The organism is Bacteroides sp. AN502(2024), from assembly GCF_041227145.1.
In the GTDB taxonomy this organism is placed as follows: Bacteria; Bacteroidota; Bacteroidia; order Bacteroidales; family Bacteroidaceae; genus Bacteroides.
Genome location: NZ_JBGFSP010000003.1, coordinates 2,981,635 through 3,000,933, shown reverse-complemented (window position 1 = coordinate 3,000,933; position 19,299 = coordinate 2,981,635). Strand labels below are relative to the sequence as shown.

The window sequence follows — 19,299 nt, the reverse complement described above, 5'->3', positions numbered from 1 at the left end:
GTATCTTATTCTTTTGACAAAGAGAAAGGAGCAGCATACTTCGACGTACACCGTTCCTTATTCGGCTGATTTCCCATTTCAAAACGGAGTGTACCACCGTCTGCTATATCACCATATTTAATGAAATTCTTATCCAATATACGTCCATTCAAAGTAGCAGACTGGATATAGAGATTCTCTTTACTGTTGTTGTTCGCTTCAATCACAAATTTGTTGCCGTTTTCCATCGTTATGGTAGCTTTCTTAAACAACGGACTACCAATTACATACTCATCCGTACCCGGACAAACAGCATAAATGCCTAATGAACTTAAGATATACCAGGATGACATACCACCTTGGTCTTCGTCACCCGGATATCCTCTTTCTGTGGAATTATACAATCTTTCAACGATCTGACGCACCCAATACTGGGTTTTCCACGGTTGACCGGCATAGCTATACAGATAAGGCATGTGCTGAATCGGCTGATTGCCGTGTGCATATTGTCCCATACCTGCCAGTTCCATTTCTTTCATTTCATGAATTACTCCCCCGTAAGTTCCCGGTTTAATAGTACCGGGAAGAGCAAATACCGAATCCATCTTGGAGGTAAACCTCTGATCGCTTCCGAACAAGCCTATTAATCCTTCTACATCATGAAATACGGACCAGGTATAATGCCATGCGTTACCTTCGCAGAAAGGTCCGCCCCACTCCAGAGGATCAAACGGTTCCTGCCATTTACCATCGATACCTTTTCCACGCATAAAACCGATAGACGGATCAAATACATTTTTATAATTATACATCTGACGGACAAAGACTTCCTGATAATGTTTGTTTCCGGTCATTTTGGCCAGTTGGTAGCCACAAAAATCATCGTATGCATATTCCATTGTCTGCGCACTCGATCCCATTGATTCCGGATAAGGGACATATCCCAATTCAAAATATTCTTTCCAGAAACCACGTCCGTTAGCACCTCCCCAAGGACCTTTATTCATGGATTCGTGTGCATAAGCTGCCAAGGCTTTCTCCGGATCAAACGTCCGAATACCTTTTGCCCACGCATCCGCCAGCAATGAAATAGAATGATTACCTAACATTCCTCCCGTTTCTCCGGGAGCTGACCAGGAAGGCAACCATCCGCATTGTTCTTGTGCGGCAAGCAAGGCATTCATGTAACGCCCCTGCATGGTAGGATGAAGAATGTTGGTCAGCGGAAATTGAGAACGGAATGTATCCCAGAAACCATTATCCGTATACATATATCCGTCATATACCTTACCGTCATAAGGACTATAATAATAAGGTTCTCCGTTTGCTTTACGTTCATAGAATTTACGTGAGAATAGATTGGCACGGAACAGGCAAGAGTAGAAAGTTTTCATTTGTTCGTCCGTTCCGCCTTCTACCTGAATTCGGTTCAATAACTCATTCCATGTTTTATGTCCGCGTGCTTTGGTAGCTTCCAAATTCTTATCTTTACCCAGTTCGTCATTTAGTGTAATCACAGCTTGCTCTGCGCTGATGTAAGAAGAGGCAGCCTTTGCCTGTACCTTCGATCCTTTTTTAAATTTGATATAAGCGCCATAGCCCTTACCTTCTCCCTCCAACTTCTTAGGAAAAATCTCATCTTTCTGATTTTCCCACATACCGTAATTTTCAAATGCTTTATCAAACTGCACCACAAAGTAACTACGGAATGTCTTTGAGTTGTTTACAAAACGTTGGTTATTCACCCAACCGGAAATTTGTCTCTTTACCGGATCAATCTTGATTTCACTCATATCCGTATATCCGTCAATCACCAGATAGGCGTCCTCGGTGGAGGGATAGGAAAAACGCAAATGTACACCACGGGTAGTTGGAGCCATCTCGATAATAATACCATTGTCCAGCATCACTTTATAATAATGCGGCTTGGCTATTTCATTGTCATGGCTGAACTTTGTGGCCCGCATCTCCTGATTAACGACTAATTCTCCCACCATCGGCATAAAAGAATACACTGCATAGTCACTCATCCACGGACTGCATTGGTGAGACTGGCAGAATCCTCTGATATTATCTACCGCATATTGATATTTCCAACCTTCTCCATTTTTCCCCGTTTGGGCAGACCACGTATGCATGGCATAAGGCATACCTGTGGTAGGATATGTATTTCCATAACTTAATCCGAAATGAGAGTCGGTACCTTGCAGTGTATTGACATATTGCACAAGGTCTTTCATTTGGGCATATATACCTGTGGAAAAAAAAGAAATAATTACTAAATAAATAAGTCTGTTCATGATTATTATTTAATGTGTTATATCTATTTTAGTTGGAAAATCGAAAGCTTATTATCATTTCAGTCTACATTTTACTCAAGTGGAGCATCGTTATCGTACAATGATTCCCAATTAAATACACGGTAGAAATAAGGACGATAGAAATCGGCACTACCCGGTGCATTGAAGTTATCCCAAAAGTTGGAACAGTCTGTATTGGTAGAGATCACCAATTCACCAGTACGTGATAAAGCCGGATGAATATTTACCATATAAACATGTTGATAACGTTGTTCGCCAATCTTATCAAGAAATTCGGGTAATGTAAAGAGAGTCTTTTGGTCAACAAATGGTCCATAAGGATGCTTACTACGAAACATCAACACTTCTCGCCCGAACCAAATAGACTGTCCGATCATGTAGTAAGTATCACCTTTTTTGAATACCCAAGGCATGGAACATCCACTTTCTAAAGGAATAATCGTTGAATATTCTGCATCTTGAGTTGAAGGGTACTGAGTTGTCCACGAGAAATTTCCTCGTGGATCAGCTACATAATATTCCCACTGGCTACTAAGATCACGTGTAGTGGTGCGTGCCACGGCCACTTTATAGTTAGAAGTCGTGTAGAGATAAATATGCCCGTCTTCATCTTCCCACATGGTATCACCATAGCCCAGTGTATGGTCATTAAAATTATCATTGCGGCTTATGAGTTTCATATAAGTATCATCCCCAGGTTTCCCTTCCAAACTGTAAGTAGCCAAACAAGTGCCGAAGCGGCGCATCAGATTGTTCGGATCAGTATTGTCAACGGCTCCCCACAACATTTGCATCTGATTATTATATATTGTTGCATCTCCTGCCCAATAAAGATAATCTTGATCGATTTCTCCAGCTTGTATTTTCTCTTCTGAAAGTGTAGCTTTCGGATGACGAATATGAGTACGTACCTGATAGTACCTATCAGCATTAGGATCATTGGTTTGTACATAATCTGCTAACCAAACTAAATTTTCATCTTTCTCACCAGGTGTTTGTATCATAATACTATTACGTGGAAAACTACAATTACCGCGCGAACGATTTTCATTGATTACACCATAGAAACTATCATTAAACGACCAAAATATATTTCCATCAGGTAACCCCGTAGTAAACACACCATCACCTCCGTTCCATCCCAAAGATCTGGTGAACAGAGCATTATATTTCAAATCTTTATATACGAACACTTTCCAATATTGTCCTGATCGATTGGGCATTAGTTCAAGATTCCATTCAGAATCAATTTGAGGCATCTTCACGTCTGAACTGCCGTAATAAGGTTCTTGCTGTTCGCCACACGCTCCAGTAAGTAGTGTAACAATGAAACTTAAAATAAGATGAATTGATTTCATATTAATATGATATTTAAAATCACTATTTATTTGTTTTAATTTATTTTTCCCACACATACAATTCTAAATGCAAAGCATAAAGGCTGATAAAAAGATACGTTTCATTATATTCTGCTTTCAACGTTTATAGGATAAAGACGATCTATAAATCAAAAACCACTAATTCAGGAATATCTTTTCTTGGATTACATTCCAACAATGATATGAATAGTTCTATGAACTGACTGGATAATCATATAAGTGTAAGACGAAAAACGTTTTTTAACTTCATATTGGATTCAGTATCCTAAATACAAAAAAGTTGCAAGTGAGTGAAATTTATCATTCGACATGCAACTCTTTCTGTTTATTTCAAAAGAGAGAATCAAACTACGAAAAAAGAAACTTTTTTAATCTTTTCTCATTATGACCTCTCTCTTTCATCGATATTGCCCAAAATATCTGTTTGCTAGAATGTTAATTGTACACCAAAATTAAATACACGTTGATTCATATACGCATCACCGGCCGAATTGGTACTGATCTCCGGATCTTGCTGATATTTATCGTAACTTGTAAATGTAAACATGTTATATGCATTCATATAAACGCGTAAGTTAGTTAACCATGAGGGAAGTACCTTCACTGGTACTTGATAGGATAGATCGATTGTCTTCAGACGAATATACCAAGCATCGATAAGCCAAAAGTCTGACATGTACGATTGTGCACTATTCACTGTAGAGGGATTGCTCGTCAATCGGGGAAATTCAATAGCTTCTCCATTCAAATAACGTTCTAACGTCCAACGTTTCTGATGCAAAGGTTGAAATTGACTTTTGAAAGGCTCGATACCTGTACCAACCACTGAAAAACTATAGTTAAAAGAACCCTGGAAAAGTAGACTCAACGAAAGCCCCTTCCATGATCCCCCAATTGTCCATCCCAATGTAGTGTTAGGAAGATTAGGTTTACCAATAGCCCCTTTATCAAAATCATTAATAACACCATCTCCATTCAAGTCCTTATATTTTAAGTCACCAGCTTGTATTGGTACATCAGTATTCGGTATAGCTGGCGCATTAGCTGCACCGGCATGAATTAGATCCACGTCTTCCGGAGTATAATATCCAATCCAAGTATATCCGAAAGGCTGTCCAATAGGACGTCCTGTTGCCGAAAGCCATTCATAACGCTGCTGAGCTTCTGCATTATATTCTATCTTATTTTTGGCATAGGAGAACACAAAGTTGGTATTGAAGTTGAAATCTCCAAAATGATCCTGATATCCTATTTGCCCGTCGAATCCTTTATTGCTGGTTCGTGCTACATTGATAGGCGAAGTTCCAATTCCTAAGATTTGAGGAATGTCATTGCGTCTAACAAGCTGGTCGTATCTTTTATCATAAAAGAAGTCAATGGTAAATGACAATCTGTCAAATGCATTGAAGTCAATACCTATATCGAATTTCTTAGCTTTTTCCCATGTCACGTTATCATTCCCCAAATCACCCTCTATAATAGAATTAGACTGTACATCAGTCTGACCGAAATTATAAGCTTTCTCTTTCTCTATATATTCCTGATTATAAAGATACCGATTTCCCATCGCCACATTTGAACCTACAATACCGTAAGACGCTCTGATTTTTAGCAACTGGATAAAAGATATATTATCCTTAAAGAAAGATTCTTCAGAAATACTCCATCCCACCCCGATAGCGGGAAATACCCCATAGCGATGTCCCTCTGCAAAACGATCGGTACCGTTATATGCAGCATTGAAATCTATCAAATATTTGTTTTTGTACTTGTAGCTAAATGTCGCGGTCAAGCCTTGAAAATTCTCAGGGATCTTCTCTCCTTCATCCTCTACCGTACGACTTTGACGACTATAAAGTAACATAGCACTAACATCATGTGCTTCATTAAATACACGTGCATAATTTAATGACGCTTGAATATCCAAGTTCTTCACCGCTTGATGCGTTCCTGCTGTTAACGAATAATTAGTGTAAGCATATTGGCGGTTCGGATTAATAGTATACTGTCCCGTTGTAGCATCATAATGATAAGTAGGATAACCATCCTTGCCGCGATTTACTTTCCGAAAATTTTCATCAATAGTAGAATACGCCATACGTGCATTGGCCGACAAACCTTTAGTTAGCCAATCCATTTTCCAATTCACACCGTATAAAATATTATTATCATTACGACGTGTGCGTGTATAACCCTCATTAGCCAAGCGGGCATTCAGCGTAGGTCCATATCCATCCACATCACTAAGGTAGGCATACGACCCATCGGGATTGAGAACCGGTGCCGAATAAGGGTGCATAGCTGTGAAATTATAAATCTCACCTGTAGCATTTAAACTACTTGGTTCATTGATATTCATGAATCGAGAACTAAAATCCAAACGCATGGTCAGATTATTCGTTACAGTGAAATCCAAATTGGTACGATAGTCAAAACGGCGATAAAAATAGCCGGTATTCACATCATCTCCCGATTTATCAAAGTTACGGACCAAACCTCCTTGTGAAAAATAGCCACCAGATACAAAGTATTTCAAACGTTTTGTACCACCTGAAACGTCAACATTGATATTCGACTGCATAGCCGATTTCTTAAATACTTCGTCATACCAATTTACATTGGGATGTCCATAAGGATCAGAACCGTCTTGAAACAATTCTAAGTCCCGTTGTGTAAATGTTTTCGTCAAACCATCGTTAGAACGTGCTTCATTAACCAAAAGGGCAGTATTATACGAATCTAAGAAGTTGGGAGTACGGACCGGGATCTGTCCACCAGCCTCAGCACGCACATGTATTACGGGTTTCCCTTCTTCACCACGACGGGTTTTCACAACCAATACCCCGTTAGCACCTTTAATACCATAGATAGCAGTGGTCGAAGCATCCTTTAAAATAGAAATGCTTTCAATCTCGTTAATATTGATTTGCGAAAGTTGTTCGTAAGAATATTCAACATCATCCACCATAATAAGAGGCTTGTTCCCATCTGAATTGAGCGAGCTGACACCGCGAATGAAGAAATCAGAAGCATCTTTACCAGGCTGTCCGGAACGCTGCTGACTAAAAAATCCAGGTAATTTACCCGCTAATGTATTCTGCAAATTACTTGTTGGCACTCTTCGCAGTTCGCTGGCTTGAATACCACTCACAGCACCGGTCAACGTAATACGTTTAGCACTACCATGTCCAACCACAAGCACCTCATTCAAATTATTAGCTTCAGAAACGGTCAGACTGACATTGAGTGTATGCTGGTCGCCCACTGTTATCTCTGTACTTTGATAACCTACATACGAAAACACCAATATTTCTCCACGCTTGACTTCCAATGAATATTTTCCATCCATATCAGTGATAGTACCTCTTCCGGCTCCTTTCACCAAAATTCCCGCACCGATAAGCAGCTCGTTAGATTCCCTGTCGGTGATGGTACCGCTTATCGTAAACGATTGAGAGTATGCCTGTATAATGCAGAGTAGGCATAAGAATGTTATAATTACTCTTTTCATAGTATTACCAATTAGGGTTTTGAACCATATTTTTATTTTTTATCACTTCCGAATAAGGAATCGGATAGAGATAACGTTTATTATCCCACGCCACCGTCAGTACATTTTGTCGATTATAAGAAGTTTCGGTCAGAGAAGTCGCAATAAACATTCCCTCAATAGGTTGTGCATATATCTCCTCTGCAAGTCGCCAACGACGGATATCCCAATAACGATGTTCCTCAAACGCCAATTCAATACGACGTTCGTTTTGGATCACTCTACGCATTTTAGCTTGAGTCATATCCTCCCGCTTCGGAAGTCCATACAAATCATATTTACCCGCTTCGATACCGGCACGTTTACGTAATGCAATAATAGCATCATATACATCCTGCGAAGGAGAAGGTAAATATTCATTTTCGGCTTCAGCAAAATTGAGAAGTATTTCAGCATAGCGGAACATTACCCAATTGTGCAAGGTAGCTTGGTATTCATTACCCGACTCAAAATTACCCATAAACTTACGCATATAATAACTAGTAAGCGAATACGATGATCCTAAAGGATTATTAGCACCTCCTTGCCAAGTTTGCATCGTATTGTTGAGCCAATTGGTTCCGTTATATATAATAGTATATTCCAAACGTGGGTCCCGATTGTCATACGGATGCTGAGGATCATATTTATAAACAGCATCTTCATCTTCTTCTCCGATGAAGTATCCATCTTTCATCAAAAAAGCATCAACCAAGTTCTGCGTGGGATTTGTCCTGCCATTTCCTTGCTTCGATCCACTAAGTCCCAACGGCCCATTAGCATTTTCTATTGACGTATTACTTTCATTTTCACGGAAGAATATCATTTCTTTATGAGTGGTATTATCGTACCAAGTAGTAAACACATCTTTAAAGTTTGGGTCAAGTCCGAGAGGTCCTCCTTCCTTTCCATAAGCATTTATGAATGAACGAGCTGCGTCGGCAGCTGTTTTCCAACGTTCTCGATCGTAAGTAGTATATCCCACCAGCTCATTTCCAGATTCAACAGGCTTCCCATTAAATAGCGGACTAGCTGCATAAAGCAACACGCGAATCTTAAGAGCTTGTGCCGCCTGTGTTGTAACCACATGAGCATTAGCTGCAGCATCAGGCAGTGGTAGTGAACGAAGGTCGTCTTTAATGGCATCCAGTTCACTTACAATATATTTCACAGTCTGTTCAAAAGTGCTACGCGGCAATTCAATGTTTTCATTCAACTCATACACTTTATCGCCAATTATGGGGATCCCTCCATATCGCTTCATGAGTTCGAAATAGAAGTATGCACGCAGAAAGCGAGCCTCAGCTTTCATTGAAACATTAAGCGGACGTGTATTCCCAAGAGCGTCCATATAAGTAGTATTGAAAGGCACCACGTCAATGCCATTTAACAAAATATTTATTCGGCGAATTACTTGGTAAGGTTCTGTCCAAATCATGTCCGAAGGTATAGTAGAAGATGCACTATAGCGACCTACAGCCAATTTATAAACATCCGGATCTCCAGAATTAATCGAAAGCGCATCATCAGAAGCCGCATCTAAATAATCCCCGCCAACACCATTGTGTCCGTTACGCATATGCCAATAGATGCGATTGAGAAACTTACGGACAACAACACCGTTCGAATCAGTTCTCGAAAAAAGATAGTCTTCCGTAAACATGTTCACCGGTGTACTTTCATAACTATCTGTACATGATACAGCTGTCAGAAGCAGCATCCATGCCCCAATAGCCCATGCACCATATCTATTTTGCTTCATATTTATAGTTTTTTTAGAAATTAAGATTGATTCCGGTTGTGATGGTACGTTGCAATGGATAACTAGTGAAGGTCACTTCAGGATCCTGCAACTTTGTGCCGGCCCATGTAAGTAGGTTTTGTCCTTCTACAAATATCTTCACACGAAGTCCACCCAAACAATTACGACAAAATTTCTCTGGTAGCTTATACGAAACTACAGCATTTTTAAGTCGGATATAATTTCCATTCTGAATGAAAAGCGACGAATTCCAGTTGTTTCCATAGTTATACAAATTTCCTCCAGCTGTCAGTCGCGGATATGTAGCAGTTTCAGCTGTTTCAGGTGTCCAACGACCCAATAAATTCGTATAGGCTTGTCCAAAGCTTTGTCCGCGTACCTGAAATCCTTCAAGTAAAGTTCGATCACTATTGTAGAGATCGAGGTTGTAAGCTCCTTGTATAAAAGCCGACACTTCCAAGCCTTTCCATTCCACCCCCAAATTAACCCCAAAGTAACATGCAGGTTTATCACCGCCAATCACTGTACGGTCGAATTCATTAATTTCTCCATCATGATTCATATCGATATATTTCACGTCACCTGCTTGGATATTATCAAATCCATTCATCACAGGATAACCATTGGCTATGTCTTCAGCACTTAGGAATCCATCAGCGACCAATCCATAAATAGTACCAATAGGTTGACCAGTCATTCGCATATAATCATAAGGTACATATTGCTCATCCATGAAGATTCGTTTAGTTTGTTCCACACTCCAGTTAGCAGATGCGTAATAATTAACCTTACCAATATGATGTCTCCAACTTAAGTCTAACTCTAATCCTGAATAGCGTGCCTTACCAATATTCTCCGATGGATATGTACTACCTATCAGTGCAATACTCTTTCCACGTGATTGAAGCATATCATAATAATTGTCGTTGTAATAATCAGCTGAGAATGTCAAACGATTCCTCAACAAAGCTACATCGACTCCAACATTAAATTTTTTCCCTTTCTCCCATGTAAGCAGAGAGTTCGCTAAAGGCATTACTTCTGAAACCGAACCTCCATTGGATCCGGAAGTACCATTAAAATACCAAAAGCCGCCATCTTCAACGTATAGTTTCATGTAACCATAGTAACCGGCATTATCAATACCATTTCCTGTATGACCGTATGTAGCACGAAGCTTGAGTTGATCAATCCATTCAGCTTGTTCCATAAATTTTTCTTTACTGATGTCCCAACCAAGACCAATTGCCCAAAACGTTCCCCAACGCTTTCCTTCAGCATATCGATTATAATAACTTTCGGTTATAGCTGCTTGAGCAAAATACTTATTGCCCCAATTGTATTCAATCTTTTGACCTATATTTGATGGTATCATCGGCAAATCAAAGTTATTCAGTATAGAACGTGTATCCCCAAAGAGTGAAGCCTTCACACCGTGCTTACCAAACTTACGTACCCAATCTATATACAATTTTCCATACATATATTGATAGGTTGAAACCGAACGATATTTGTTACTTTGCGGTTCAACAGTTCCATACATTGAATAGACTTCACTACCACTCTCCGATATGTCGTATTGAAATACCTGTGCTTGTTTGGTACGTTCAATAGCATTACGTACTTGAGCGGAAATATTCCCAATTGCTCCTACAGAGAGTCCTTTTACCAACTTATTGAAATCATAGTTCAAATGAATCGTTCCCACTACGTCACGGGTATTACTTGAAATATAACCGGAACCGACAGTTTGAGCATATAGATTTTGCGTATATGATGCATTACCACCATAACTGCCGTCAGGATTAAAAATAGGATAGGCATTATTAGGCGTCTGCCATATATTATTTAAAAGATCACTATAGCCTGTGCCGGAAATTCCTCCGGGCTGCGTTCCTTCCTCCACACGCCCCAACAGACTCATATTTACCTTAAATTCATCGGTTACATTAATGTTCACTTTCGAAGAAATCAGGTAACGATTATATTTGAAATTGGTGTTATAACTATTCTCATCACTCGTCTTAAATAATCCATTCTCGGTATAATATCCTAAACTTACAAAATATTGAGCGACTCGTCCACCTCCCATTACATTCAAATTATAGGCTTGCGAAGTAGTGGAATTTTTCATGATTGCATCTTTCCAGTTTACATCAGGGTGTAAGAACGGAGATGTTCCATCGCGATAGGACTTGAAGTCCTCATAGTTATACAGGACATTCTTTCCATCATTAAGCAAAGCCTCATTCAGCAAGTAAGCGTATTGATAAGACGAAAGAGGATCCGGTCCCGATTTCAATGCACTGGATATACCAAACTTACCGGTAAGGGACAAATGGAAGCCACCTTGCGGATCTGGATTCTTAGTAGTAATGATTAATGTACCACGAGAACTGCGCATTCCCAAAAACATGTTTGAAAGTGCGTCTTTCTGTATAGTAACTGACTCTATGGCTTCGGGATCTAAAGAATAAATATCACGTTCTACACCGTCCACGATAGCCACCGGTGATTGTCCACGCGCAGAAATCAAAAACTCCGAATTATCTCCGTAAATACCTCCACCTACGTTAGGAATAGCGCCTACTATATCATCTGAAGTATTGACATCGGTGCGTAACAACATCATACCACGAAAGGGTGACACATTAAGTCCCTTTAAACGACCTTGTAATCCGGTAAGGATAGTGGCCGACTGATACTTTGTCAGATCATTGGTATAAACAGTGGAAGTTGAGCCCAAATTAAAACTTTTTGCACTAACACTATCTACCAGCGTATCTTGAGCCTTTAGCACGACGGTAGCCATACATAGCAAGCTCGTCGTTATCATTTTATACATATTCTGTTTCATTATCTAGTAGAATATAAGGTTATCACTCGCAATAGAACGTATACGTAAACGGTACTTTCTGTGCCGGAAGAGGAGTACCTAACATCACAAAGTCATCGTCGGACTGTGTTATAGAGATAGATCCATCAGCATTAGTAAAAGCATATTCAATAGCAGTTATTTCTGTCCCCTCCGGAATATTAAAGAAACCCTCCGGCCATAACGTAATGTTGTAGGTTTCAATATATTGATTTTCGGGTTTCATCAACGTCTTATCACTTTTCTCATTCACGGTATAGCGATGTCCGTTACTACCTATCGCAGTCGCTTCAAAATAGATGCCACCAGCGACATCTTTGAGTGTATTATCGCCCATACCTCCAACAAAACTAAAGGTGATAAAATCGTTTTGTAATGCTGTCAAAGGAGTTGTTTTATTGAAATGCTCGCTACAGAAGTCGGTCACAAGTCCTTCGCCTTCTAACACTTCAAAACATCCACCTTCTTGGTATTTCTTTGCGTCACTACTACTGCTGAAATTATCATCAGTACTGTTAATAAAGAATCCCGGTTTGAAACGTAGATTTTTTGTCCCTACCGGCACACGGATATAGATTGTAAATTCAATATGCCCCGCAATGCCATTATATGGCTTTGTCCAATAGGCAGCCCATTCCATATCTTCAAGAATATTCGTCCCATTACCATACTCTTGCATGAGAGCAGCCGACCACGATTGTCCGGGCTTATTGGACGGTTGTTCGGTTAAGGGGATAAATGTCATTTCTTGCTCACCGGCATTTGGCTCAAAAGTGTCTTCTATATAGGTAACTTTGGCATTTTGTGCCAAGTTCCAACTCTTGGGGGCACAAAATCCGACAACAAATCTTTTATCATTACGAGGATCCCCCGCTACATCAATATGTCCATTAATTTTAAAAGTCGCTACAGTACCTGCTTTGGCATAGTCTACTAATTGTCCATCCACTTCTTGAGTGATATCAACAGAGTCTATAAAAAGACACCCTGTTACAATAAAGGCCACTAACAGAGTAGATAATGCTACGATATGTCGTTTACGTCGAAGTAAACCGGTTATTTTCTTTTTCATAAAACGTTCTGCATTTTTTAATTTTCGGATATTTTTTTGAATACATACGTGTAACTATTCATTACACAACCCGGACTATGAGTAATGATAATATTACGTTCGCCATTAGTGATAGGGAACAGTATCTCTGTACTAGCCTGATCTGTAGATCCTTCCTCTGTAAAGTAGATACGGAATGGGAAATAAACATCGTCTACTTTCCACTTTCCGTCATGGCGTACCACAAACGGTAAATAATTCTCAATGGTATAATTACCGTCTTTTTTCAGATGAAGTTTGAATTGACTGAAGTCCATGGCATCAGTTATATCATTTCCATTACGGCTCACAGTAATAAGTTGCCACGTGCCTGATACATCTTTTTCTTGTTCCATATTCTTATCCGGATCTGAAGATGCAGAGAACGTATCACACGAAACCATCCATAACATGGTTAATAAGACCACTGCAGTTAAGTATATTCGTTGTTTCATATCTTTAGTCTTTTATTCACGAGGTATTAATTATAATAAGGATTTTGTATCAGCCCTTCAGACTTCACTATCTCATTATAGGGAATAGGGAAGAAATACATAGCCGGACGCCATACATGAGTACGAACATCAAACTCTCTCCAAGTTTTTGTTCCATCGGCAGCCCGTGAAATTTCGATACCGTGCATGGTTTTGCTTTCTGTTGTCGGAGCAATCATCCAGCGACGTACATCGAAGAAACGTTGTCCCTCGAAAGCAAATTCAATACGACGTTCTTTCTGAATAGCTTCACGCATTTTCTTCTGGTCCATGTTACGTTCAAGTCCGTACCATCCATCGCCAGGCTCAATACCTGCCCGTTTCCGAATCAATTTTAATATAGGATAGCAACCAAGTTGTTGTCCGCCTATAGTTTCCTCATAATCGGGACCGTAATATTCGTTAGCAGCTTCGGCATACATTAGCAAAATATCAGCGTAACGTATCAATGGATCGTTATGGCGACTGGGGTTCCACGTATTGCCTTTACACAAACGGTCGCATCCTTTACGTACATAGAAACCAGTAGCAGTGCCTTGATATACAGCATCACTTGTTTGTCCTACGCCAATCCATGTATTAACCGTATTGGTTGCACCATAGTAATCATCTGCAGGAACCAACGCACCATCATAAATTACAGTATTCTTAAAGCGTGGATCACGATTGTCTGCCGGATGTAACGGATCGAATGTATAGTTACTTTCATTAATAGGTCTGCCATCAATCATCGGAAAGGCATCAGCCAGATCTTTATAGATATACCCCCCATGACGTGTGCCTGAATAACTACCACTGGGTGGATAATAAGCAGCTTCATGTCCGCTTTCACGAGGATATTTCCGATCAAGAATATTGCCTGCAAAAGCACCGTCATGCTGTTGACCGTCATCATCAACCAACTGCGCATTTTTGGTATCACCAGCTTGGAACAAAACATAAAACCCGAAACCGGGTTCACTGGCTCCATTTAAGTCTGTACTTCGAATAAAGAGTTTATATGCCCCTAAATTAATAACCGCACGCGCTGCTTCCATTGCCGTTTTCCAACGTTCTTTATCATAAGAAGGATAACTGACCAATTCTTTAGTTTCAGCCGGCGCAAAGTCACTACCATTAAATAACGGACTGGCCGCATAAAGACAAACACGTGCTTTAAGCCCCAATGCAGCAGCTGACGTAGCACGACCATTCTCATTACCAGTCCGCCGAACAGGAAGTACATTCAACGAAACAATAGAATCACACTGATGAGTAACATATTCCACACATTCGGCCCACGTATTACGAGTGGTTTTCATCTCTGAAGTAGCGTCGTATACATTGTCGCCTATAATAGGTACACCACCATAATGTTTCATCAAAATAAAGTAGTACCACGCACGGAGAAAAAGTGCTTCAGCTTTGTATTGAGCTTTCCTGCTAGCTATCATAGGAGATCGATCGGCATTGGCAAGAAACACATTGCAACGACGAATGTTTGTGTAGCATTTCTCCCATGCATCACCACTGACTGTTACAGGATTTACCGTACCAGTGGCAAACATCATATTTGTCCAAATAGTAGACGAAGGATAAAATTCAGCTTCATCGCAAGCACTTTGCAGACCACCGCCATTAGCCAACAAGTACGACCAACGGTTGAAGTTAATATCGAACCCAATGTCAACATAAATCCCGGTCAGGAAATTAGCAGTATACGTGCTATCTGCAAAAACTGTCTCACGATTCAAGTTCGAGATCTGGGTCTGATCAAGGAAACTGTCGTTACAAGATACAGCGGTTCCTAGAAGAAGGAGCAGCAACAGTGATTTTACATACAACTTCATAGTAAAACATATAAATTTAAATTAAACAAATCAAACAAACAGAAACTAAACGAATTAAAGCTAATAAACTGAGACCAATTCGTGACTTAAGTTTACAATGAGACGATTGATAAGATACACACCACTAAAAAAACACAATACTTTTTTACCTATTATCATTTATAAGTAGCGAAAATGACATCCTTTCATAGGTTTATTGTAATGCCTTTAGCTATATCAACAGATGATTTATAAACGCGACCTTTATGCAATACTTCTATTTTTATCATCCCAAAAGCTATTTGTCCTTTCCCAAAGCTATCGAATAGATACGGAACAACTAAAAATCAAATGCTTGGCTATTTCGAACGCGGGATGTATTACCGCTTTTACCGTAAAGAGAAATATTTGTCTTCTGGACAACAGGAATATATTCGTAGAATTTTCCGTCAGAACGGAATAACGGAAGAACATGCATTCGATTCCTATACAGAAGAATATAAATGATAATTATCTGCCATCTGCAACAATCTCGTTGTATCCAGCTGAAATATAATGGCTTATAGTGTTGCAGATACCTGTTGCAGATATGTTGCAGGTCAGGTATCTGCAACACATTTGTTTTAGCTTATGAGAGTCAAAACAAAGTGTTTTCGTGCCTTGAAACAAAGTGTTCAGCGCATTGAAACAAAGTGTTTTCGTGCCTTGGAACAAAGTGTTCAGCGCCTTGGAACAAAGTGTTTCAAGCTATTGAAACATCTTGAAACATGAACACATAGTACGTAGTGAGTAGTAAACTGTACTAATCCGGTATTTGAATGGTATGTTGCAGATAACTTTATCTGCAACCATCTGCAACAGGTATCTGCAACAGTATAAGTTGTTTGTATTCATCGATTTAGAATGATTTTGTTGCAGATGGCAGATGTTTTGTGCTTTTCAAACTTTATTGTGAGGCTATCTTCCTGATAGCAATAGTTCGTTAAATATTCAATTAACATTTATGCGGCAATAGCTGCCAATTTAATTCCCTCTTCCCATAGTCTTCGATTTATTTCAGTGTTAGGCTTAATCCCTAACACTGAAATAAATCGTTGCATTAGAAAAAACTGTGGCACAGCAACTTTACGAATACATCACTAAACAATATTCGGGGATAATTAATAAGGGTATTAAACAAATGCCGAGTCAATGTATTTTTATCTAAAGATTGATAGACGAAATAATGGAGAGGTGAAAATTATCACAGGGTCAAGACGATGTAGTAAGTCTTGGCTTTTATCAAGACTATACAACCAATCAACAAACCTAACCCATATCTATTCCAAATGAAATAGAAAATCATAATGCCCTGCTTCTACATCGACAGTCCGCTTTTTAATATTCACTTTCTTCCCATTCATCCCGCACGAAACAGCAGCATCGGGTATGCAAATAGTGGCAGCAGTTCCGGAAGGGACTGAAACTTGAAGATTCAGTTGACTATTTTTCAATTCCCAATTGACGATAATAGTACCATAAGGTGACTCTTTCGTGGTTTTAGCCCAGGTGACCCCGTTTGGAATTTGAGGATCAACATAGAAGTGACGATATCCAGGTTTAGCCTCATCAAGGCGTATTCCTCCTACAGCCTGATAAAACCAAGTACCAATTCCATTGTAACAATTGTGCACACGACTTCGTTCTCCGCTCCAATATTCCCAAGTCGCTGTCGCACCATGATCGATCATATACAGATATCCGGGATAATCACGTTTCTTCATCATTTGATAGAAGAAATCCACTTGCTTATTCCGAACAGCCCATTCTGTCAAAATAGGTACTCCAACCAGACCAACAGCAATATGTCCTTTATGCTTTTCTTCGGTCATCGTAACGACATTCTCTTTCACTTTATTGTACAAAGAATCGGGAACAACACCTACCAACATAGGATAGCACATATCCAGTTGCGAACCGGTAGAATAGATTCCTTCATCCGCACGATAAAATGTCTGATGAATCAACTTGTTGAGTTTTTCTCTACGGACGGCAAACTCTTCCGCCTCTTCTTTTTTCCCTAATGTTAAGGCTGTCTTATACATAGTACCCAAGCATTCGCTGATAAAACAGTTACTTACCAAATCCACAGAAGCCTGATTGCCAGCATCTACCCCCATAGGTGCCAGCCAGTCACCCAAATACCAGTCACGATATTTAGTATCGGGCCAACGTTTCAGCAAACCATCTACCGTATACTTATCAACATACTTAAACCACTCTTTCATTTGAGAATAATATTTCTCAATCAGTCGCGGATCATTGTAGTTGACATACGTTCTCCACGGAGCCTGTACAAAGAATCCGCACCAATACGGACCGCCGCCACCGGCACCCGGATTAGGACCAACATGCGGCAAACTTCCTCCTTCACGCATAGAGTCTCCCCATGTTTGTACCCAGTTGGCAAAAGTTGGAGATACATCGTACATCGTTTGCAAAGACATCGTTGAGGAGTTTCCGTCACCACCATATCCGGCACGTTCCAAGTGCGGACAGTCTACCATATATCCACAAAAAGTCAGACATTTCATCGTGTACTGAATCATTTGGTGAATCGCATTCAAATCGGCATCCGAACATTCAAAAGTAGCACTCTGTTTGTAATCTCCATAAATTTGCAGAGACTTCATTCCTTCTGCTGCCGGCTTTTGCGGAAGATTAGAGATGCGCACATACCGGAAGGCGTGATGATTGAATTTATTTCTGAAGTATTCTCCTTGTTTACCACCAGATATATAAATATCACTTTCACCTTGCTTGTCAAATTCACCGTCTTTCGTCAGATTATCACTATATTCCATGATAACTTCATGACCTGCCGGCAATATCGGCATTTGCATCTCAAACCATCCGGTCTGAACCTTTCCCATATCTACCAGCCATGTACCTTCACCTAGCTTCTTTACAGAAACAGCCTGCAAGATCTGATGTATCTTGTTTACCTCACACATTTGAGGGGAAGCGATATGATCGGGAACACTCACTGTCACAACAGGAGTCCATTTCATTTTATCTAAAGCCTGTGTTGAAAGATCTCGCGGAAGAATCCTTCCATCCACCCTCTCGCCGCCAAACTGCAAAGCACGCCAAGTACCTGTATCCGAATAGCCACTTTCACGTCCGTTCCATGAACCGTCTGTCTTCGTCACCACTTCCCATTTACCGTTTCTCAACACATCCAGTTCTGCCTTTACCAACGGACCTTCATAAGCTGCTCCGAAAGTAGTCGTTTTATACCAACCTTGCCCCAGCCAGATAAGCAAATCATTTTCTCCTTCTCTCAAATAAGGAGTAATATCATAAGTAACAATCAGTGAACGTTTAGATAAATGTGATACGGCAGGAGTAAGAACATCTTCCCCTACTTTTTTCCCATTGACATAAATTTCGTGATACCCCAACGTATTTACATGCAGGAAAGAAGTCTCCCCTTGAGTCAATTTTACTTTTTTGCGAAGAATAGGAGCACAAATCTTGCCCCCTTCAACAGAAGCCCCTATATATTCTCCCTGCATCTGTGACTGATCCAAGATGCCAACTCCCAAACGGGCAACAGGACTCCATGATGAGACTTGTTTTTTAGCATCCCAGACACGTACCCGCCAATAACACAAAGAACGGGAAGTTAAAGCCTTCCCCTGATAAGGTACCATCACAGAAGCATCGGATTTAATTTTTCCGGTGTTCCACAAATCTGCCTTATCCTGTATCAACAGAATACTGTCCGAAGCGACCTGTATTTCATAATAAGTTTGCCCGCCTTTCCAGTCGTCTCCCTTCAATTTCCAACTAAAGTGAGGAGTCACATTATCAATTCCCAAAGGATCAATCAGATTTTCACATTTCAACTCTGACAAATAAAAGGATGATGTTTTCTTACTTCCATACGCTATCACAGACAGCCAACAGAAACAACAAACCCAACATAGTAACCGTTTCATACTATTCATTTTTCTATTATTACTCCACTCTTGTCAGCCTCACTTTATGAGTGACAGCTTTATTGATTTTGCTCAAACC

10 protein-coding genes are annotated in these 19,299 nt (G+C 40.0%); 1 reads left to right on the top strand and 9 read right to left on the bottom strand.

Annotated features, from left to right (window positions below):
* Nucleotides 1–5: 5 nt before the first annotated feature.
* From AB9N12_RS11625 to AB9N12_RS11590, 8 genes are all read right to left on the bottom strand, one after another.
* Nucleotides 6–2,279, bottom strand: a complete 2,274-nt coding sequence (locus AB9N12_RS11625; protein WP_369892220.1) for a GH92 family glycosyl hydrolase — start codon at nt 2,277–2,279, stop codon at nt 6–8.
* Nucleotides 2,280–2,350: 71 nt separating this feature from the next.
* The gene (locus AB9N12_RS11620) at nt 2,351–3,658 is read right to left on the bottom strand and encodes a DUF5005 domain-containing protein (RefSeq protein WP_369892219.1); all 1,308 of its coding nucleotides are present in this window, start codon (nt 3,656–3,658) and stop codon (nt 2,351–2,353) included.
* Nucleotides 3,659–4,106: 448 nt separating this feature from the next.
* A complete protein-coding gene (locus tag AB9N12_RS11615; protein WP_369892218.1) occupies nt 4,107–7,190 on the bottom strand; it encodes a SusC/RagA family TonB-linked outer membrane protein in 3,084 nt (1,027 codons plus the stop codon).
* A 4-nt stretch (nt 7,191–7,194) separates the two neighbouring features.
* Nucleotides 7,195–8,970, bottom strand: coding sequence for a RagB/SusD family nutrient uptake outer membrane protein (locus AB9N12_RS11610; protein ID WP_369892217.1), 1,776 nt, complete (start codon nt 8,968–8,970; stop codon nt 7,195–7,197).
* Nucleotides 8,971–8,983: 13 nt separating this feature from the next.
* Nucleotides 8,984–11,815, bottom strand: coding sequence for a SusC/RagA family TonB-linked outer membrane protein (locus AB9N12_RS11605; RefSeq protein ID WP_369892216.1), 2,832 nt, complete (start codon nt 11,813–11,815; stop codon nt 8,984–8,986).
* 34 nt (nt 11,816–11,849) lie between these two features.
* Nucleotides 11,850–12,917 carry a DUF4961 domain-containing protein gene (locus tag AB9N12_RS11600; RefSeq protein WP_369892215.1) on the bottom strand — a complete coding sequence of 356 codons (1,068 nt, stop codon included), beginning with the start codon at nt 12,915–12,917 and terminating at the stop codon, nt 11,850–11,852.
* Between the two features lie 17 nt (nt 12,918–12,934).
* On the bottom strand, nt 12,935–13,390 hold the full coding sequence (locus AB9N12_RS11595) for a DUF5004 domain-containing protein (protein ID WP_369892214.1): 456 nt from the start codon (nt 13,388–13,390) through the stop codon (nt 12,935–12,937).
* 26 nt (nt 13,391–13,416) lie between these two features.
* Nucleotides 13,417–15,258, bottom strand: coding sequence for a RagB/SusD family nutrient uptake outer membrane protein (locus AB9N12_RS11590; protein ID WP_369892213.1), 1,842 nt, complete (start codon nt 15,256–15,258; stop codon nt 13,417–13,419).
* 258 nt (nt 15,259–15,516) lie between these two features.
* Between AB9N12_RS11590 and AB9N12_RS11585 the strand changes: the two genes are divergently transcribed.
* The gene (locus AB9N12_RS11585; protein ID WP_369892870.1) at nt 15,517–15,744 is read left to right on the top strand and encodes a DUF6078 family protein; all 228 of its coding nucleotides are present in this window, start codon (nt 15,517–15,519) and stop codon (nt 15,742–15,744) included.
* Between the two features lie 812 nt (nt 15,745–16,556).
* Here AB9N12_RS11585 and AB9N12_RS11580 read toward each other — a convergent pair.
* A complete protein-coding gene (locus tag AB9N12_RS11580) occupies nt 16,557–19,229 on the bottom strand; it encodes a family 78 glycoside hydrolase catalytic domain (RefSeq protein ID WP_369892212.1) in 2,673 nt (890 codons plus the stop codon).
* Nucleotides 19,230–19,299 lie beyond the last annotated feature (70 nt).

Excerpts from the sequence above, each read along its gene's own strand:
- AB9N12_RS11620 (WP_369892219.1), bottom strand. The coding sequence starts at position 3,658 with ATGAAATCAATTCATCTTATTTTAAGTTTCATTGTTACACTACTTACT.
- AB9N12_RS11590 (WP_369892213.1), bottom strand. The coding sequence starts at position 15,258 with ATGAAGTTGTATGTAAAATCACTGTTGCTGCTCCTTCTTCTAGGAACC.
- AB9N12_RS11605 (WP_369892216.1), bottom strand. The coding sequence starts at position 11,815 with ATGTATAAAATGATAACGACGAGCTTGCTATGTATGGCTACCGTCGTG.
- AB9N12_RS11625 (WP_369892220.1), bottom strand. The coding sequence starts at position 2,279 with ATGAACAGACTTATTTATTTAGTAATTATTTCTTTTTTTTCCACAGGT.
- AB9N12_RS11595 (WP_369892214.1), bottom strand. The coding sequence starts at position 13,390 with ATGAAACAACGAATATACTTAACTGCAGTGGTCTTATTAACCATGTTA.
- AB9N12_RS11600 (WP_369892215.1), bottom strand. The coding sequence starts at position 12,917 with ATGAAAAAGAAAATAACCGGTTTACTTCGACGTAAACGACATATCGTA.
- AB9N12_RS11580 (WP_369892212.1), bottom strand. The coding sequence starts at position 19,229 with ATGAATAGTATGAAACGGTTACTATGTTGGGTTTGTTGTTTCTGTTGG.
- AB9N12_RS11610 (WP_369892217.1), bottom strand. The coding sequence starts at position 8,970 with ATGAAGCAAAATAGATATGGTGCATGGGCTATTGGGGCATGGATGCTG.
- AB9N12_RS11615 (WP_369892218.1), bottom strand. The coding sequence starts at position 7,190 with ATGAAAAGAGTAATTATAACATTCTTATGCCTACTCTGCATTATACAG.